The 17,945-nt window shown below is 63.3% G+C and carries 14 protein-coding genes; 8 read left to right on the forward strand and 6 right to left on the reverse strand.

The annotated features are described in order from the left end of the window. Positions 1-108: 108 nt before the first annotated feature. Complete coding sequence (locus tag AC1RGE_RS30905) at positions 109-843, reverse strand: phosphoadenylyl-sulfate reductase (protein WP_011060174.1); 735 nt, start codon at positions 841-843, stop codon at positions 109-111. A 175-nt stretch (positions 844-1,018) separates the two neighbouring features. Here AC1RGE_RS30905 and thrH point away from each other — a divergent pair, with 175 nt between their 5' ends. Continuing rightward, complete coding sequence (gene thrH, locus AC1RGE_RS30910; protein ID WP_011060175.1) at positions 1,019-1,636, forward strand: bifunctional phosphoserine phosphatase/homoserine phosphotransferase ThrH; 618 nt, start codon at positions 1,019-1,021, stop codon at positions 1,634-1,636. Positions 1,637-1,869: 233 nt separating this feature from the next. Here the strand turns inward: thrH and pabB are convergent, their stop codons facing one another. From pabB to rloA, 4 genes are all read right to left on the reverse strand, one after another. Continuing rightward, entirely contained in the window at positions 1,870-3,213 is a 1,344-nt protein-coding gene (gene pabB, locus AC1RGE_RS30915) for an aminodeoxychorismate synthase component I (RefSeq protein WP_011060176.1), read from the reverse strand. Positions 3,214-3,389: 176 nt separating this feature from the next. Beyond that, complete coding sequence (locus AC1RGE_RS30920) at positions 3,390-4,376, reverse strand: alpha-L-glutamate ligase-like protein (protein WP_183000794.1); 987 nt, start codon at positions 4,374-4,376, stop codon at positions 3,390-3,392. Further along, positions 4,376-5,908 (reverse strand): osmotic stress tolerance membrane protein RloB, encoded by a 1,533-nt coding sequence (gene rloB, locus AC1RGE_RS30925; protein WP_011060178.1) that lies wholly within the window; start codon positions 5,906-5,908, stop codon positions 4,376-4,378. Before rloB ends, AC1RGE_RS30920 begins: the two co-directional genes overlap by 1 nt. 5 nt (positions 5,909-5,913) lie before the next feature. Beyond that, positions 5,914-6,450: a retropepsin-like aspartic peptidase RloA gene (gene rloA, locus AC1RGE_RS30930; RefSeq protein ID WP_011060179.1), complete on the reverse strand. Its 537-nt coding sequence runs from the start codon at positions 6,448-6,450 to the stop codon at positions 5,914-5,916. A gap of 267 nt (positions 6,451-6,717) precedes the next feature. Here rloA and AC1RGE_RS30935 point away from each other — a divergent pair, with 267 nt between their 5' ends. From AC1RGE_RS30935 to prpD, 6 genes are all read left to right on the forward strand, one after another. Further along, positions 6,718-7,440, forward strand: a complete 723-nt coding sequence (locus AC1RGE_RS30935) for a GntR family transcriptional regulator (protein WP_011060180.1) — start codon at positions 6,718-6,720, stop codon at positions 7,438-7,440. Beyond that, positions 7,437-8,330 (forward strand): methylisocitrate lyase, encoded by an 894-nt coding sequence (prpB, locus tag AC1RGE_RS30940; RefSeq protein ID WP_011060181.1) that lies wholly within the window; start codon positions 7,437-7,439, stop codon positions 8,328-8,330. The genes AC1RGE_RS30935 and prpB overlap by 4 nt, the downstream gene beginning before the upstream one ends. A gap of 174 nt (positions 8,331-8,504) precedes the next feature. Further along, complete coding sequence (prpC, locus tag AC1RGE_RS30945) at positions 8,505-9,632, forward strand: bifunctional 2-methylcitrate synthase/citrate synthase (RefSeq protein ID WP_011060182.1); 1,128 nt, start codon at positions 8,505-8,507, stop codon at positions 9,630-9,632. A 201-nt stretch (positions 9,633-9,833) separates the two neighbouring features. Next, on the forward strand, positions 9,834-12,428 hold the full coding sequence (gene acnD, locus AC1RGE_RS30950; RefSeq protein ID WP_011060183.1) for a Fe/S-dependent 2-methylisocitrate dehydratase AcnD: 2,595 nt from the start codon (positions 9,834-9,836) through the stop codon (positions 12,426-12,428). A gap of 61 nt (positions 12,429-12,489) precedes the next feature. Further along, positions 12,490-13,680: a 2-methylaconitate cis-trans isomerase PrpF gene (prpF, locus tag AC1RGE_RS30955; protein ID WP_015634743.1), complete on the forward strand. Its 1,191-nt coding sequence runs from the start codon at positions 12,490-12,492 to the stop codon at positions 13,678-13,680. A 177-nt stretch (positions 13,681-13,857) separates the two neighbouring features. Further along, positions 13,858-15,342, forward strand: coding sequence for a 2-methylcitrate dehydratase (prpD, locus tag AC1RGE_RS30960; protein WP_011060185.1), 1,485 nt, complete (start codon positions 13,858-13,860; stop codon positions 15,340-15,342). 117 nt (positions 15,343-15,459) lie between these two features. Here prpD and AC1RGE_RS30965 read toward each other — a convergent pair whose 3' ends face one another. Continuing rightward, a complete protein-coding gene (locus tag AC1RGE_RS30965; protein WP_492585647.1) occupies positions 15,460-16,413 on the reverse strand; it encodes a DMT family transporter in 954 nt (317 codons plus the stop codon). 93 nt (positions 16,414-16,506) lie between these two features. Between AC1RGE_RS30965 and AC1RGE_RS30970 the strand changes: the two genes are divergently transcribed. Beyond that, positions 16,507-17,931, forward strand: coding sequence for an aminotransferase-like domain-containing protein (locus AC1RGE_RS30970; RefSeq protein WP_019093275.1), 1,425 nt, complete (start codon positions 16,507-16,509; stop codon positions 17,929-17,931). Positions 17,932-17,945 lie beyond the last annotated feature (14 nt).

Consider the following 17,945-nt stretch of genomic DNA (forward strand, 5'->3'; position numbering starts at 1 on the left):
TGAAGTGCACACAAAAATGGCACCGACGGTGACATTCTTGTGTACAGGTTTTGCTGCGGGTTGGCTTTCAGTGCGGGCGTCCTTCAGGCGCGCCCGCAGGGAAGGGGGTCAGGCTTTGCTGATGATGTTGCCGGCGTGCAAGCCGCATTCTTTCTGGGTGGCTTCCTCCCACCACCAGCGGCCTTCGCGCTCGTGCTGGTTGGGCAGTACCGGGCGGGTGCAGGGCTCGCAGCCGATGCTGATGAAGCCGCGTTCATGCAGGCTGTTGTAGGGCAGTTCGAGCATGCGGATGTAACCCCAGATCTCCTCGCTGCTCATTTGTGCCAGTGGGTTGAACTTGTACAGGGTGCGCTCCGGCGTGGAGAAGGCTGTGTCGACTTCCAGCACCGCCACCTGGCTGCGGGTACCCGGGCTCTGATCACGGCGCTGGCCGGTGGCCCAAGCGCTGACGGTGGACAGCTTGCGCCGCAGCGGTTCGATCTTGCGGATACCGCAGCACTCGCCATGGCCGTCCTTATAGAAGCTGAACAGGCCCTTTTCCTTGACGAAGGGTTCGAGCTTGCTGTGGTCCGGCGAGATCAGCTCGATCTGGATCTTGTAGTGTTCACGCACCTGATCGATGAAACGGTAGGTTTCCGGGTGCAGGCGGCCGGTATCCAGGCTGAACACCTTGACGTTCTTGTTCAGCTTCCAGGCCATGTCCACCAGCACCACGTCCTCGGCGCCGCTGAAGGAAATCCACAGGTCATCGCCGAACTGGGCAAAGGCCAGTTTGAGAATGTCCTGGGCAGACTTGTTGGCATAGGTCGCAGCGAGTTCAGCGACGTCGAACGATGGGGTCATCAGGGCGGTTTCCTACAGGTCGGTGGCGCTGTGCGCTCTATAGGGGGGCGATCTTAACAAAATCCACACCGCCCTGGCGCGCTCCTCTGCGTTGCGCCTGTGCAGGCGAATCGCTAGAGTTCGGCAGTCCTTTTGCTCGCTCAATTTAAATAATCAGAACCAATGGGAGTGTCTTGTGGAAATTGCCTGTCTCGATCTGGAAGGTGTACTGGTCCCGGAAATCTGGATCGCCTTTGCCGAAAAAACCGGGATTGAATCCCTCAAGGCAACCACCCGGGATATTCCCGACTACGACGTGCTAATGAAACAGCGCCTGCGGATTCTCGACGAACACGGCCTGAAGCTTTCGGATATCCAGGAAGTGATCGCCACCCTCAAGCCACTGGACGGCGCGGTGGAATTCGTCAACTGGCTGCGCGAGCGCTTCCAGGTGGTGATCCTTTCCGACACCTTCTATGAATTTTCCCAGCCCCTGATGCGCCAGCTGGGCTTTCCGACCCTGCTTTGCCACCGCCTGATCACCGATGACGGCGGCCGGGTGACCGGCTATCAGTTGCGCCAGAAAGACCCCAAGCGCCAGTCGGTGCTGGCCTTCAAGAGCCTGTACTACCGGGTGATTGCGGCGGGGGATTCCTACAACGACACGACGATGCTCGGTGAGGCGGATGCCGGCATCCTGTTCCACGCCCCGGACAACGTGATCCGCGAGTTCCCGCAGTTCCCGGCGGTGCACAGCTTTGCCGAGCTGAAGCAGGAGTTCATCAAGGCTTCCAATCGTCCCCTGAGCCTGTAAACCGGTTCGCCGGCGAAGAGACCCTTGGATTTTTCACAAATCCTGCCGACGCCTTCGCTGGCAAGCCAGCTCCTACGGGTGGGAGAACGACGCGCTCTTGTAGGAGCCGGCTTGCCGGCGAAGGGGCCCCTGGATTTTGCGCAAATCCTGCCGACGCCTTCGCTGGCAAGCCAGCTCCTACGGGTGGGAGAACGACGCACGCTTGTAGGAGCCGGCTTGCCGGCGAAGAGGCCCTAAAGCCCCTGCAGCGTTTCCAACAACACCCGCACCTTGGTGATGGATTCCTGGTATTCCTCCTGCCAGTCGGAATCCGCGACTATTCCGCCGCCGCCCCAGCAACAGATCTGCCCATCCTTGGCCAGTAGGCTGCGGATGGCGATCGAACTGTCCATTTCTCCGCGCACGTCCAGGTACAGCAGCGAACCGCAGTACAGCGCACGCCGCGTGGGTTCCAGCTCATCGATGATCTGCATCGAGCGGATCTTCGGTGCTCCGGTGATCGAGCCACCGGGAAAGCTGCCGGCGATCAGGTCCAGGGCGTCCTTGCCGTCCGCCAGCTCGCCAGTGACGCTGCTCACCAGGTGGTGCACGTTGGGGTAGCTTTCCAGGCTGAACAGCTCCGGTACCCGTACCGAGCCTATGCGGCAGGTGCGCCCCAGGTCGTTGCGCAGCAGGTCGACGATCATCAGGTTTTCCGCCCGGTCCTTGGGGCTGGCCAGCAGCTCGGCGGCATTGGCCGCGTCTTGCGCCGCATCCCGGCCGCGGGGGCGGGTGCCTTTGATCGGGCGGGTTTCCACCCGGCCCTGGCTGACGTGGACGAAGCGCTCCGGCGACAGGCTCAGCACCGCACCGCCTTCCGGCAGCCGCTGGAAACCCGAGAAGGGGGTCGGGCAGGCGGCGCGCAGGGCGCAATAGGCCGCCCAGGGATCACCCTGGTACTGGCCGCGAAAGCGCTGGGCGAAGTTCACCTGATAGCAGTCGCCGGCCTGGATGTAGTGCTGGATGCGCTGGAACGCCTGGCGGTAGTCCTCGGCGCTCAGATCAGCCAGCATGGCGCCGGTCAGCTTGAATGCCGGCTGCGACGCGGGCAGAGGCTGGCTGAACAGTTGAATCAGGCGCTGGCGCTCGGTGTCATCCAGGCTGGGGTGGAACACCAGCTGGCTGGTGCCTGCCTGGTGGTCGTTGATCAGCGCCCAGGCATACAGGCCAAAGCGTGCGTCGGGCAGTTGCAGGTCATCCCGGGCCTGGCTTGGCAGGCGCTCCAGATGGCGGCCGAAGTCATAGCTGAGGTAGCCGATCAGGCCGCCGGCGAAGGGCAGTTCATAAGGCGCGGGCAGTTGCGCCGGGCCCAGTTGCCCCAGGTTGTCCCGCAGGCGCTGGAGAAAGCCCCTGCCGCTTTCTGCGGCGGCCACGGTCAACTGCGCCAGGGGCCAGGCGCTGAGCAGGTCATAGCGCCCGCGCTCGGCGCTGGGCCGGCCGCTGTCCAGCAGCACGGCGCCGGGGGCGTGCTCGATTGCCGCGAAATACTCGGCGGGGTTGGTGCGGTAGGGGAGCGGGTGTACGGAACAGGTCAACATGCGGGGCAAATCAGCCATCGGAGCGCGGTTGGCGATTGTATGCCTCTGCAGGAGTTGCTCCTAGAGGGGATGTCGGTGTTTGCCCGGTTCGTGGCGTATTCACCGACCTGTAGCTGCTGCCGCAGGCTGCGAAAAGGTCCGCAGGACCTTCCGTTCGCACCCTGCGGCAGGCGCTATCAGCCTTCCACGGCAGGGATATGGCCAAACAGTTCCTGGGCGAAGCGTACCCGCTCCTCGACGCTTTCCTCGATGCCCTGGGCCTTGAGCTCCTCAAGGTGGGCTTCGATGGCGTGGGTGCGCTGGGTCAGGCCGCAGTCGTTGGCGATCTGGATGTTCAGCCCTGGCCGCGCGTTGAGTTCGAGAATCAGCGGGCCCTTGTCCTGGTCCAGCACCATGTCCACGCCGATGTAGCCCAGGCCGCAGAGTTCGTAGCAGCCGGCCGCCAGCTTCATGAAGCCGTCCCAGTAGGGCAGTTGCACGCCGTCCACCGCGTTGGTGGTGTCCGGGTGCTTGGTGATGATGTTGTTCAGCCAGGTACCGCGCAGGGTCAGGCCGGTGGCCAGGTCGACCCCGACGCCGATGGCACCCTGGTGCAGGTTGGCCTTGCCCCCGGACTGGCGGGTCGGCAAACGCAGCATGGCCATCACCGGGTAGCCCATGAGCACGATGATGCGGATGTCCGGCACGCCTTCGTAGCTGATGCTCTTGAAGATCTGGTCCGGGGTCACCCGGTATTCGATCAGCGCCCGGTCGCGGTGGCCGCCCAGGGAATACAGGCCGGTGAGGATGCTGGAAATATGGTGCTCGATTTCCTCGTGGCTGATGATCTTGCCCGACACCGTGCGATAACGGCCCTCGAAGCGGTCGGCGATCACAATGATGCCGTCGCCGCCGGCGCCTTGCGCCGGCTTGATCACGAAGTCGTTGCGTTCACCGATGATCGCGTCGAGCTTGTCGATTTCCTTCTCGGTGGAGATCACCCCGTACAGTTCCGGCACATGGATACCGGCCTTGATCGCCCGTTCCTTGGTGATGATCTTGTCATCGACGATGGGGTACAGGCTGCGCTTGTTGTACTTGAGCACGTAGTCGGCATTACGCCGGTTGATACCCATGATTCCCCGCGCTTCGAGGGCTTTCCAGGTCTTCCACAGGCCGAACATCAGGAGTCGGCCTTGACGAAGGCTTTGAAACGCACCAGCTCCGTCAGGCGGTAGCCGCGGTAGCGACCCATCGCCAGCATGAAGCCCACCAGGATCAGCAGCATCGCCGGGAAGGTAAAGACGAAGTAGGTGAGTTCCGGCACGCTCATGATCAGGTGCGCCAGGGAGGCGGCGAACAGGGTGCCGATGGCGACTTTCATCGCATGGCCGCCGCCGCGCTCTTCCCAGGTGATGGACAGGCGTTCGATGGTCATGGTCAGGATCACCATCGGGAACAGCGCCACCGACAGGCCGCGTTCCAGGCCCAGCTTGTGGCTGAACAGGCTGATGGCGGCGATCAGCACCACGACGAAGGTCAGTACCACCGAGAGTCGCGGCAGCATCTGCAACTTCAAGTGTTCGAGGTAGGAGCGCAAGGACAGCCCGAGCGCGGTGATCACCGTGAACAGCACGATGCCAAAGCCCAACTGGGTCTCGCGGAAGGCCAGGGCGATCAGCACCGGGGTGAAGGTGCCGAGGGTCTGCAGGCCGATCAGGTTGCGCAGCACCAGGATCACCAGCACGCCGATGGGGATCATCACCATGATCATGAAGGTCTGCTGGGTCTGCAGCGGCAGGCCGTACAGCGAGTATTCGAGGAAGTTGGCGTCGGTGTTCTCGTCGGTCAGCTTGGCCAGGCGAATGGCGTTCATTTCGCTGTTGTTGAGGCTGAAGGTGACGTTGGCTTTCTTGCCGCCATCGACGGTGATCAGGTTGTCGTCGCCGGTCCACCACAGCAGGCGGTCGCTGGGCATGCCCTGCTCACCGGTTTCCGGGTTGAAGTACAGCCAGTCGGTGCCGTTGAAGCTGCGCAGCCAGAGCTCCGGGGTCTGCGGCTGGTCGGCCACCAGGCGGATGGTGTGGACCTTTTCCACCGGCACGTGGGCGATGGACAGCAGCAGCTCGACAATCTTCGCCTTGTTGGTGCTGGACGGATCGCCGGCCAGCAGCAGCTTGGCGTTGTCGTCATTGGCGTTGTTGACCCGCTTGATGGCTTCGCTGATGAATGTCTCGACGTCCGCCGAATGCTGGCGGATCGGCGCCAGCAGGGCGTCGGCGGCGATCTTTTCCGGGCCTTCCACGGCCATGCTGTCACGGAAGGTCGGGCCCTTGACCTTGGCTTTCTCGGCGCTGTAGCGCTTGGTCAGCACCAGGCGGTAGTACAGGGTCTGGTTGCCCTTGGCCCGGCGCGCCGACCAGGTGACCTTGCGGTTGCCGTCGACGCGGTTCACCGCCACCCCGTAGTTGTTGGAAATGAAGCTCTCGTTGAGGCTCACGTAATCGCGGCTCAGGGGCGGCACGAACATCTGGATCTTGATCGGGTCCTTGCCGTTGGCGACGAACTCGACCTTGGCATCGATGTTCCACAGATCGTCGGTAGCGTCTTCGGTCACCGGAATGCCGAGCACGAAGATCTGATAGGCCGTGATCGAAATGCCCAGCACCACCAGGATGGCGATCAGGACTTTCAGATGAAGGGTAAGAGAGCGCATTGGAATTACTCTGCGGTATGAGCGTCGGTGGCGCAGGCGGGTTTGCCAGCAGCGTATTTAAGACTGGGGTCGACCAGCGCATCGAAGCGTTTCAGGGCTTCGGAGCCGATCAGGAGCGGGTATTGGAATGCGCTGCGGTCGGTCAAGTTCACTTCGATACTGCGCAAGGCGCTGCCCATGCAGACATCCAGGGCGATGACCGGCCGTGCGGTGTAGTTCTTGTCCTCATCGGGGTCGTAGTCGCCGGCACGGCGCTTGATCTTGCTGACCCGGGCCAGAGGCCGTTCGATGGGATGGGAATGGGCGGCGTCGATCGCCAGGTAGAAACGCACCCAGGACTCGCCATTGCGCTTGAAGCGCTTGATGTCGCGGGCACTCAGGGAAGCGGTCTTGGCCCCGGTGTCGAGCTTGGCCGCGACCTCCAGGTCGATGCCGGACAGCCGAGCGTATTCATTCAAGCCGTAGACAGTCTTGCCGGCGGCGGCGCTGATGCCGGGCAGGGCAAGCAGGCAGAGCAGTAGGGGAAGGGCCTTGAGTCTCATAGATCCTGATGGGCATGGGTTCTTCAGTTCAAGGCGACCGGCATTGCTGCGCAAGCTCCCTCGTATGCGTGCCATAAAAAGATGACAGGCCAATGCGGGCGGCATTCTAGCATGCTGGTTTTATGGCGCCAGCGCCGGGGGCGGGCCTTTTGTCTTGCCCTGGCGCTTAGGGTTATTAGACGATTGTCGACAATCTCTATTTTTCCTTTGACTGTTTTCGGTGTATTGGCTAATTTTTGCCTCATTGATTTTAAAGGTGTCGACAATATGCTGGATCAACTCGAACACCCGATGCAGGCACAGGACGATTCTGAAACCCTGTCCGAAAACGTCTTCCGGCGGATCCAGGCGGCCATCGTCAAGGGCGAGATCGCCCCAGGCAGCAAGATCTCCGAGCCTGAACTGGCGCGCACCTACGGCATCAGTCGCGGCCCGCTGCGCGAGGCCATCCACCGCCTGGAAGGTCAGCGCCTGCTGGTGCGGGTGCCCCATGTCGGCGCCCGGGTGGTGTCCCTGAGCCATGCCGAGCTGATCGAACTCTACGAAATCCGTGAGTCCCTGGAAGGCATGGCCTGTCGCTTGGCGGCCGAGCGCATGACCACCGAGGAAATCGACGAACTGCGCCGGGTGCTCGATACCCACGAACGCGATGCGGCGTTCCAGGCCGGCGTCGGCTACTACCAGCAGGAAGGGGACTTCGACTTCCACTACCGGATCATCCAGGGCGCCGGCAACCGCACCCTCACGCAGATGCTCTGCGGCGAGCTGTATCAATTGGTGCGCATGTACCGCATCCAGTTTTCCGCGACCCCCAATCGCCCGCACCAGGCCTTTGCCGAACACCACCGGATTCTCGATGCCATTGCCGATCGCGACGGCGAACTGGCCGAGTTGTTGATGCGCCGCCACATCGGCGCCTCGAAACGCAATATCGCGCGTCACTACCAGGACAGCGCCCATCAGACAGCCACTCCACGAGGTGAGTCATGAGTTCCAATAAGAGCACTCCAGGCCAGCGTTTCCGCGATGCGGTCGCCAGCGAACAGCCGTTGCAAGTGGTCGGCGCGATCAACGCCAACCATGCCCTGCTGGCCAAGCGCGCCGGTTTCAAGGCCATCTACCTGTCGGGCGGCGGGGTCGCTGCCGGCTCCCTCGGCGTGCCTGACCTGGGCATTACCGGTCTGGACGACGTCCTCACTGATGTGCGTCGTATCACCGACGTCTGCGACCTGCCGCTGCTGGTGGACGTGGACACCGGTTTCGGTTCGTCGGCCTTCAACGTGGCGCGCACCGTCAAGTCGATGATCAAGTTCGGCGCCGCGGCGATCCATATCGAAGACCAGGTCGGCGCCAAGCGCTGCGGTCACCGCCCTAACAAGGAGATCGTTTCCCAGCAGGAAATGGTCGACCGCATCAAGGCCGCGGTGGATGCCCGTACCGATGACAGCTTCGTGATCATGGCGCGCACCGACGCCCTGGCGGTGGAAGGCCTGGAGTCGGCCCTGGAACGCGCCGCGGCGTGCATCGAGGCCGGCGCCGACATGGTGTTCCCGGAAGCCATCACCGAGCTCGAGATGTACAAGATCTTCGCCGATCGGGTGAAAGCCCCGATCCTGGCCAACATCACCGAATTCGGCGCCACACCGCTGTACACCACCGAACAGTTGAAATCCGTGGATGTTTCCCTGGTGCTGTACCCGCTGTCGGCGTTCCGTGCCATGAACAAGGCCGCAGAAAACGTCTACACCGCGATCCGTCGCGACGGTACCCAGCAAAATGTGATCGACACCATGCAGACCCGCATGGAACTGTACGAGCGCATCGATTACCACAGCTTCGAGCAGAAGCTCGATGCGCTGTTCGCGCAGAAGAAAGGCTGAATCAATCCCTGTGGGAACGAGCTAGCTCGCGATGGCCGTCAGTGATAACGCGCAGCCCCTGATTCGCTGGGGCGCGCGGGCCCGGATCGCGAGCAAGCTCGCTCCTGCACCGTCGGGGGAGCCCCGACCCGTGAAGTTGCCAAGTCCCTAACAAATTCAAGATTGGAGAGAGCAATGGCCGAAGCAAAAGTATTGAGTGGTGCAGGTCTGCGCGGCCAGGTGGCCGGGCAAACCGCGCTGTCCACCGTGGGCCAGGCCGGTGCCGGGTTGACCTACCGCGGCTATGACGTGCGCGAACTGGCGGCCGATGCGCAGTTCGAGGAAGTCGCCTACCTGTTGCTGTACGGCGACCTGCCGACCCAGGAACAACTGGCCGCCTACAGCGCCAAGCTGAGCAAGCTGCGCGACCTGCCACAGGCGCTGAAGGAAGTGCTGGAGCGCATACCGGCCCAGGCCCATCCGATGGATGTGATGCGTACCGGTTGCTCGTTCCTGGGCAATATCGAGCCGGAGAAGGATTTCTCCCAGCAGCACGACGTCACCGACCGCCTGCTGGCGGCCTTCCCGGCGATCATGTGCTACTGGTACCGCTTCAGCCACGAAGGCGTGCGTATCAATTGCGTCAGCGACGAGCAGACCATCGGTGGCCACTTCCTGCACCTGCTGCATGGCAAGAAGCCCAGTGACTTGCACGTCAAGGTGATGAACGTCTCGCTGATCCTCTATGCCGAGCACGAATTCAATGCCTCCACCTTCACCGCCCGGGTCTGTGCCTCGACCCTGTCGGACCTCTATTCCTGCGTCACCGCGGCCATCGGTTCGCTGCGCGGCCCGCTGCACGGCGGCGCCAACGAAGCGGCGATGGAGCTGATCGAGCGCTTCCAGAGCCCCGAGGAGGCGACTGCCGAGTTGCTGCGGATGCTCGAGCGCAAGGACAAGATCATGGGCTTTGGCCATGCGATCTACAAAGACAGCGACCCGCGCAACGAGGTGATCAAGGGCTGGTCGCAGAAGCTGGCTGACGAAGTCGGTGACAAGGTGCTGTTCCCGGTGTCCGAAGCCATCGACAAGACCATGTGGGAGCAGAAAAAACTCTTCCCCAATGCCGATTTCTACCACGCCTCGGCGTACCACTTCATGGGCATCCCGACCAAGCTGTTCACACCGATCTTCGTCTGCTCGCGCCTGACCGGCTGGGCCGCCCACGTGTTCGAGCAGCGTGCCAACAACCGCATCATTCGTCCAAGCGCCGAGTACATCGGCGTTGAACAGCGCAAGTTCGTGCCAATCGAGCGCCGCTGACCGGGAGGGCGCCGGTACTGTTGATTGAATGCACCGCAGCACCTGCAGGAGCGAGCTTGCTCGCGATAGCGATGGACCAGCCGACAGCGATGTCGGACCTGATTCAGTCATCGCGAGCAAGCTCGTTCCTGCAAGGGATAGATGCCCATTCAACCCAGTGCCAGGCGCTCCCTTTGAAACTACCGTGACCGAGCCCTGACCATGAACAGTGAATTTCGCAAGACGCTGCCCGGCAGCCAACTGGACTATTTCGACGCCCGGGCGGCGGTCGATGCGCTTAAGCCAGGCGCCTACGACAGCCTGCCCTACACCTCCCGCGTACTGGCGGAAAACCTGGTGCGCCGTTGTGATCCGGCAACCCTCAACGCTTCCCTCGGCCAACTGATCGAACGCCGCGACGACCTGGACTTCCCCTGGTTCCCGGCCCGCGTGGTGTGCCACGACATTCTTGGCCAGACCGCACTGGTGGACCTGGCCGGCCTGCGCGACGCCATCGCCGACCAGGGCGGTGACCCGGCGCTGGTCAACCCGGTGGTGCCGACCCAGTTGATCGTCGACCACTCCCTGGCGGTGGAGTGCGGCGGTTTCGACCCGGACGCCTTCGACAAGAACCGCGCCATTGAAGACCGGCGCAACGAAGACCGGTTCCACTTCATCAACTGGACCAAGAAGGCCTTCAAGAACGTCGATGTGATCCCGCCCGGCAACGGCATCATGCACCAGATCAACCTGGAGAAAATGTCCCCGGTGATCCAGGTGCTCGACGGTGTGGCCTTTCCTGATACCTGCGTCGGCACCGACAGCCACACCCCCCACGTGGATGCGCTGGGGGTGATCGCCATCGGCGTGGGCGGCCTGGAAGCCGAGAGTGTCATGCTCGGCCGCGCCTCGTGGATGCGCCTGCCGGACATCATCGGCGTCGAGCTCACCGGCAAGCTGCAGCCGGGCATCACCGCCACCGACATGGTGCTGGCGCTGACCGAGTTCCTGCGCAAGCAGAAAGTGGTGGGGGCCTGGCTGGAATTCTTTGGCGAAGGTGCCGCGGCGCTGACCCTGGGCGACCGCGCCACCATCTCCAACATGGCCCCGGAATACGGCGCCACGGCGGCGATGTTCTACATCGACCAGCAGACCATCGACTACCTCAAGCTCACCGGCCGTGAAGACGAGCAGGTGCGTTTGGTCGAAAGCTACGCCAGGCACACCGGCCTTTGGGCCGACAGCCTGAAGAGCGCACGCTACGAGCGCGGCCTGCAGTTCGACCTGTCGTCGGTGGTACGCAACATGGCCGGGCCGAGCAACCCGCACGCCCGGGTCGCCACCAGCGACCTGGCGGCCAAGGGCATCGCCGGGCAGTGGTCCGAAACCCCGGGGCAGATGCCGGACGGCGCGGTGATCATCGCCGCCATCACCAGTTGCACCAACACCAGCAACCCGCGCAACGTGATCGCCGCCGGCCTGCTGGCGCGCAACGCCAACAAGCTGGGGCTGACCCGCAAGCCATGGGTCAAGTCGTCCCTGGCCCCGGGTTCGAAAACCGTGGCCATGTACCTGGAAGAGGCCGGCCTGGGCCATGAGCTGGAGCAACTGGGCTTTGGCGTGGTGGCTTTTGCCTGCACCACCTGCAACGGCATGTCCGGCGCCCTGGACCCGGTGATCCAGAAGGAAATCATCGACCGCGACCTGTACGCCACCGCCGTGCTCTCGGGCAACCGCAACTTCGATGGGCGCATCCACCCTTACGCCAAGCAGGCGTTCCTGGCTTCGCCGCCGCTGGTGGTGGCCTACGCCATTGCCGGCACCATCCGTTTCGATATCGAAAAGGACGTGCTGGGCCTGGACGCCAACGGCCGGGAAATCCGCCTCAAGGACATCTGGCCGAGCGATGAAGAGATCGATGCGGTGGTCAAGGCGGCGGTCAAGCCGGAGCAGTTCCGCAAGGTCTACATCCCGATGTTCGCCATCCACGAAGACACCGGCCCGAAAGTCGAGCCGCTGTATGAGTGGCGCCCGCAGAGCACCTATATCCGCCGTCCGCCGTACTGGGAAGGGGCCCTGGCCGGTGAGCGCAGCCTGACCGGGATGCGCCCGCTGGCGGTGTTGCCGGACAACATCACCACCGACCACCTGTCGCCGTCCAACGCCATCATGGCGGGTAGCGCGGCCGGCGAGTACCTGGCGAAAATGGGCCTGCCGGAAGAGGACTTCAACTCCTACGCGACCCACCGTGGCGACCACTTGACCGCTCAGCGCGCGACCTTCGCCAACCCGAAACTGTTCAACGAAATGGTCCAGGAAAACGGCAAGGTCAAGCAGGGTTCCCTGGCGCGGATCGAGCCGGAAGGCAAAGTGACGCGGATGTGGGAAGCCATCGAAACCTACATGCAGCGCAAGCAGCCGCTGATCATCGTTGCCGGTGCCGACTACGGCCAGGGCTCGTCCCGCGACTGGGCAGCCAAGGGCGTGCGCCTGGCGGGGGTGGAAGCCATCGTCGCCGAAGGCTTCGAGCGCATCCACCGTACCAACCTGGTGGGCATGGGCGTGCTGCCGCTGGAGTTCCTCGCGGGCACCGACCGCAAGACCCTGGGTATCGACGGCACTGAAACCTACGACGTGATCGGCGCGCGCACGCCTCGGGCGCAACTGACCCTGGTGATCAACCGCAAGAACGGCGAGCGGCTCGAGGTGCCGGTGACCTGCCGCCTTGACACCGCCGAAGAGGTATCGATCTACGAGGCGGGCGGTGTGCTGCAACGCTTCGCCCAGGACTTCCTGGAATCGGCAGTAGCCAGCTAAGCAACGTACCGGGGGCGGGCCGCAAGGCGCCGCCCCCGGTCATTATCGGGACCTGAAATTCATGGCATTCGTAGCGCAGATCAAGATTCCCGCCACCTACATGCGTGGCGGCACCAGCAAGGGCGTGTTCTTCAACCTGCAGGACCTGCCCGAGGCGGCCCAACTGCCGGGCGCAGCCCGTGATGCCCTGCTGTTGCGGGTGATCGGCAGCCCCGATCCCTATGACAAGCAGATCGACGGCATGGGCGGCGCCACGTCCAGCACCAGCAAGACGGTGATCCTGTCCAGGAGCATCAAGGCCGACCACGACGTCGACTACCTGTTCGGCCAGGTGGCCATCGACAAGGCCTTTGTCGACTGGAGCGGCAACTGCGGCAACCTCTCGGCGGCAGTGGGCTCCTTCGCCATCAGCAGCGGCCTGGTGGACCCGGCGCGCATTCCGCAGAACGGCGTGGCGGTGGTGCGCATCTGGCAGGCCAATATCGGCAAGAGCATCATCGCCCACGTGCCGATCACCAACGGTGAGGTCCAGGAAACCGGCGACTTCGAGCTGGACGGGGTGACTTTCCCGGCGGCCGAAGTGCAGCTGGAGTTCCTTGACCCTGCAGCCGAGGAAGAGGGTGCGGGCGGTTCGATGTTCCCCACCGGCAACCTGGTGGACGACCTGGAAGTGCCCGGTGTCGGCACCTTCAAGGCGACCCTGATCAATGCCGGGATTCCGACGATCTTCGTCAACGCGGCAGACATCGGCTATCGCGGTACCGAGCTGCAGGGCGATATCAATGGCGACCCCAAGGCCCTGGCGATGTTCGAGACCATCCGCGCCCATGGCGCCCTGCGCATGGGCCTGATCAAACACCTGGATGAAGCCGCCCAGCGCCAGCACACGCCGAAAGTGGCCTTTGTCGCCGCGCCTGCGGACTACCAGGCCTCCAGCGGCAAGGCGATCAAGGCCGGGGACGTCGACCTGCTGGTGCGGGCCATGTCCATGGGCAAGCTGCACCACGCGATGATGGGCACCGCGGCGGTGGCCATAGGTACCGCCGCGGCGATTCCCGGGACCCTGGTCAACCTGGCGGCCGGTGGTGGCGCGCGCAGCGCGGTACGTTTCGGTCATCCCTCGGGCACCTTGCGCGTCGGCGCCGAAGCCACCCGGAGCGGCGGTGACTGGACAGTGGTCAAGGCCATCATGAGCCGCAGCGCGCGGGTGCTGATGGAAGGCTGGGTGCGAGTGCCCGGCGACAGTTTCTAGGAAGAGAAGCGCTTGCTGTGGAGGGGCTTGCTGTCCAGCGGGAGCAAGCTCCCTCGCCACAGCCGCTGGTTGTGATTGAATCGCTGAGCAGGCGCAGACCTGCGATGCCGTTATTGACCTGAACCTGTCACTGAGGAATCGACACCACCTACCATCCTGTACTGGAGTGAAGCGCTCATGAGCAGCAACGTTGACCTGAACAACCGTCCCGATTACGACCAGGTCCTGCAGGACATTGCCGATTACGTCCTGGATTATTCCATCGACTCCCGAGAAGCCCTCGATACCGCACGCAATTGCCTCATGGACACCCTGGGCTGCGGCCTGCTGGCCCTGCGTTTTCCCGAATGCACCAAGCACCTGGGGCCGATCGTCGAAGGCACCGTGGTGCCTTTCGGTGCCCGGGTGCCCGGTACCAGCTATCGCCTCGACCCGGTGAAGGCGGCCTGGGACATCGGCTGCATCGTGCGCTGGCTGGACTACAACGACACCTGGCTCGCGGCCGAATGGGGCCACCCCTCGGACAACCTCGGGGGAATTCTGGCGGTGGCCGATCACCTGTCACAAAAGCGCGTGGCCAATGGCGAAGCACCGCTGACCATGAATGATGTGCTCAAGGCCATGATCATGGCCCATGAGATTCAAGGCGTGATTGCCCTGGAAAACTCCTTCAACCGTGTCGGCCTCGATCATGTGCTGCTGGTGAAAGTGGCTTCCACCGCGGTGTGCGCCAAGCTGATGGGGGCCAATCGCGAGCAGTTGCTGGCGGCACTGTCCCAGGCCTTTGTCGATGGCCAGGCGCTGCGCACCTATCGCCATGCACCCAATGCCGGTTCGCGCAAATCCTGGGCGGCGGGGGATGCCTCCAGCCGTGGAGTGCGCCTGGCGGATATCGCCCTGCGTGGCGAGATGGGCATTCCCGGCGTCCTGACGGCGCCGCAGTGGGGCTTCTATGACGTGCTGTTCAGCCATACCAACAAGGACCTGGCGCTCAAACCCGAGGGCCAGCGGCAGTTCAGCCTGACGCAGAAATACGCCAGCTACGTGATGGAAAACGTGCTGTTCAAGATCAGTTTCCCGGCAGAATTCCATGCGCAAACGGCCTGCGAAGCGGCGGTGACCTTGCATCCTCTGGTGCGCAACCGCCTGCACGAAATCGACCGCATCGTCATCACCACCCATGAGTCGGCGATCCGCATCATTTCCAAGGTCGGGCCGCTGGCCAATGCCGCCGACCGCGACCACTGCCTGCAATACATGACCGCCGTGCCCCTGGCCTTCGGCACTCTGGTGGCCGAGCATTACGAGGACGATTTCCATGCCGCGCACCCGATCATCGATCAGTTGCGCGAGAAGATGCACATCGTCGAAGAGCCTCGCTACACCCGTGAATACCTGGAGGCCGACAAGCGTTCCATTGCCAATGCGATCCAGGTGTTCTTCAAGGACGGCTCCAGCACCGAGCAGGTCGCGGTGGAATACCCCATTGGCCACCGGCGCCGCCGCGCCGAAGGCATCCCGCTGCTGGAAGACAAGTTCAAGGCCAACCTGGCCACCCGTTTCACGGCCCAGCGTTCGACGCAGATTTTCCAGCTGTGCAAGGATCAGGCGCGGCTTGAGGCGACGCCGGTGCACCGGTTCGTCGACCTGCTGGTGATCTGAAACCCACCCTTGTAGGGGCGAGCTTGCTCGCGATGAACGTCAATGATGACGCGGGCTCGCTGGGCGGACGCGGTGTCCTTGAAGCTTCGCGAGCAAGCTCGCTCCTACAGAGTCTCTTTAGCGTCGGGCGGGCTTTCTGGACAGCCATTTGTCCAGGGGCAGCTTGGTGATGGCGAAACCGCCGAGCAAGGTCGAGGAATACAGCAGCAGGTCCCGGGACAGGCTCTGGCCTTCGTACCAGGCGCCGATGATCACCGCGAACACCGGAAAAATGATGAACACGAAGGACAGGATCACCGGATTCAGTCGTTTCAGCAGGAAAAAATAGACAATGAACCCACCCACCGAAGCCGCCAGCCCCAGATACAGCAGGGCGCCCCAGGAACGCGGGCTGATGGCGGAAAAGTCCGGGTGCTCGATCCCCAACCCCGCCAGGCACAGCAGTAGACCGGCGATGCCGATCGGCAAGGTGTTGTAGGTGATGACGCTGATGGCGCTGCCGTGTTTCTTGGTGACCACGTAACACAGTGCATGCAGCAGCGCCGCGCCGAGAATTGCCAGTACTCCCGAGAGTTCATTGTGGTCGCTGAGCAGGCCCTGGCCGCGAATGATCTGGAACAGGCTGGCAAAGCCGATGGCGATGCCTAGCAGTTGCGCCAGGTGAATCTTCTCCCGCAGCAGCAGGGCGGAAAAAATCAGGATGAACACCGGCATGCAACTGAACAGCAGCGCGGTCAGGCCGGAGGAAACGTGTACCTCGCCGTAGTTGAGCAGGGTGTAGGGCAGGCTGAAGTAGCACAGGGTGACGAATACCAGGAAGCCCCGGCTGTCCTTGGGAAACATCAGCGGCTCGCGGCGCAGCCAGGCAAAACAGGCGAACAGCGGAAAGGCAATCAGAAAGCGCAGGCCGGCGGCGGTCAGTGGCGGCACGCTTTGCACCGCAATCTTGATGCCCAGCCAGGTGGTGCCCCAACTCAGGCAGACAATCAGGAACAGGGTGCAGGTTACCAGGGTGGCAAGCCAGGGGCGGGGCAGGGCCCGGGTGTCGGATATGACGGTGCTGGTATTCACGCTGGCATTCCTTTCGTGATGAGCAATTGACCTCTATATTGGGCGAGTCATTTGCGGTAATTGAGCCCTTGAGCAACGCTATTGGTGAAAATGATGGCTGTCAAAGTAAGTATTGACACAGTGTCAATGATGCGTTCCGCATTGCAGGAAGGGGTGGGCGCCAAGTACAAGCGACTGGCCGAGACCCTGGAAAAGGCCATTGCCGACGGTACGCTGGCCCCCGGTAGCAAGCTGCCGCCCCATCGCCTGCTGGCGGACAAGCTGGGCGTGACCATTGGCACCATCAGCCGCGCGTACGCCGAGCTGGAACGCCTGGGACAGGTGGTGGCACGGGTCGGCGATGGTACTTATGTGCGCCAGGACGGTTTGCAGCGCCAGCGCGACAGCGGCTTTCGCAACGTCGCCGAGGAGCCTGAGGCGCTGTTCGACATGAGCCGCAACACCCATATTCCCGGCCAGGAAAACCATTTCATCGCTCAGGGCTTGCGGGCATTGGCAGAAGATCCTTTGGGGCTGCAGCAAATCGCCCGTTACAGCGCCGAGGCCGGTCTGGCGCGGTATCGCGCCGCGGGTGCGCGCTGGCTGACCCAGGATGGCCTGCAGGCGGATCCCGAGCAGGTGATTTGCGTCAACGGCGCCCAGCACGGCTTGCATGTCGCCTTGCTGGCACTGCTCAAGCCCGGCGATACCCTGGCCACTGAACACCTGACCTATCCGGGCCTGATCAGCACGGCGCGAATGTTGGGCATCAAGCTCCTGGGGTTGCCTATGGACGCACAGGGGCTGTTGCCGGAGGCCCTGGACGAAGCGTGCCGGCAGCACCGCATTTCAGCGCTGTATTGCACCCCGACCCTGCAAAACCCCACGGCTGCGGTGCAGTCCGCTGCGCGGCGCGAGGCCGTGGCGGAGCTCTGTCGCCGGCATAACCTGTTGATTCTGGAGGATGAAACCCACGCCGTGCTGATGGAGCGGCGCCCGGCGCCCCTGGCCCATTTCGCAGCGGAGCGCACGGTGCTGATCAGCAGCCTGAGCAAGGCCGTGGCGTCAGGGCTGCGGGTCGGTTTCCTGCATGCACCGTCGCCCCTGGTGGGGCGTTTGGCCGCAGCGGTACGCGCCACCTGCTGGATGGCCACGCCTTTGCCGCTGGAGCTGGTAGCGGGCTGGATCGACACGGGAGTTGCCGAGCGCCTGCGTCAGCAGCAGATGGCCGAAATCGCCCGGCGCAAGGAGCTGGTCACGGAGGTGTTGCAGGGGCTGGAGTGGCGCAGTCCGGAGGGTTGCCCGCATTTCTGGATCAGGGTTCCGGAGCCGTGGCGTGCCTCTGAAATCGAGGCGGATCTCAAGCATCAGGGATACCTGGTGGCCACTGCCGAAGCCTTTGCCGTGGGCCAGGCGGCGGTGCCGCAATTCGTCCGGGCCAGTGTCTGCAATACCTCCGCGGATGATCGTCGGCTGCAGGACGGCTTTGCCGCGTTGGCCGCGGCCTTGAAGCAGGAGAGCGGGCTGTCCCGCTGGTAGGGCGGCAGGCGAGG

The sequence above is a fragment of the Pseudomonas sp. GW823-FHT02C05 genome, assembly GCF_058797595.1.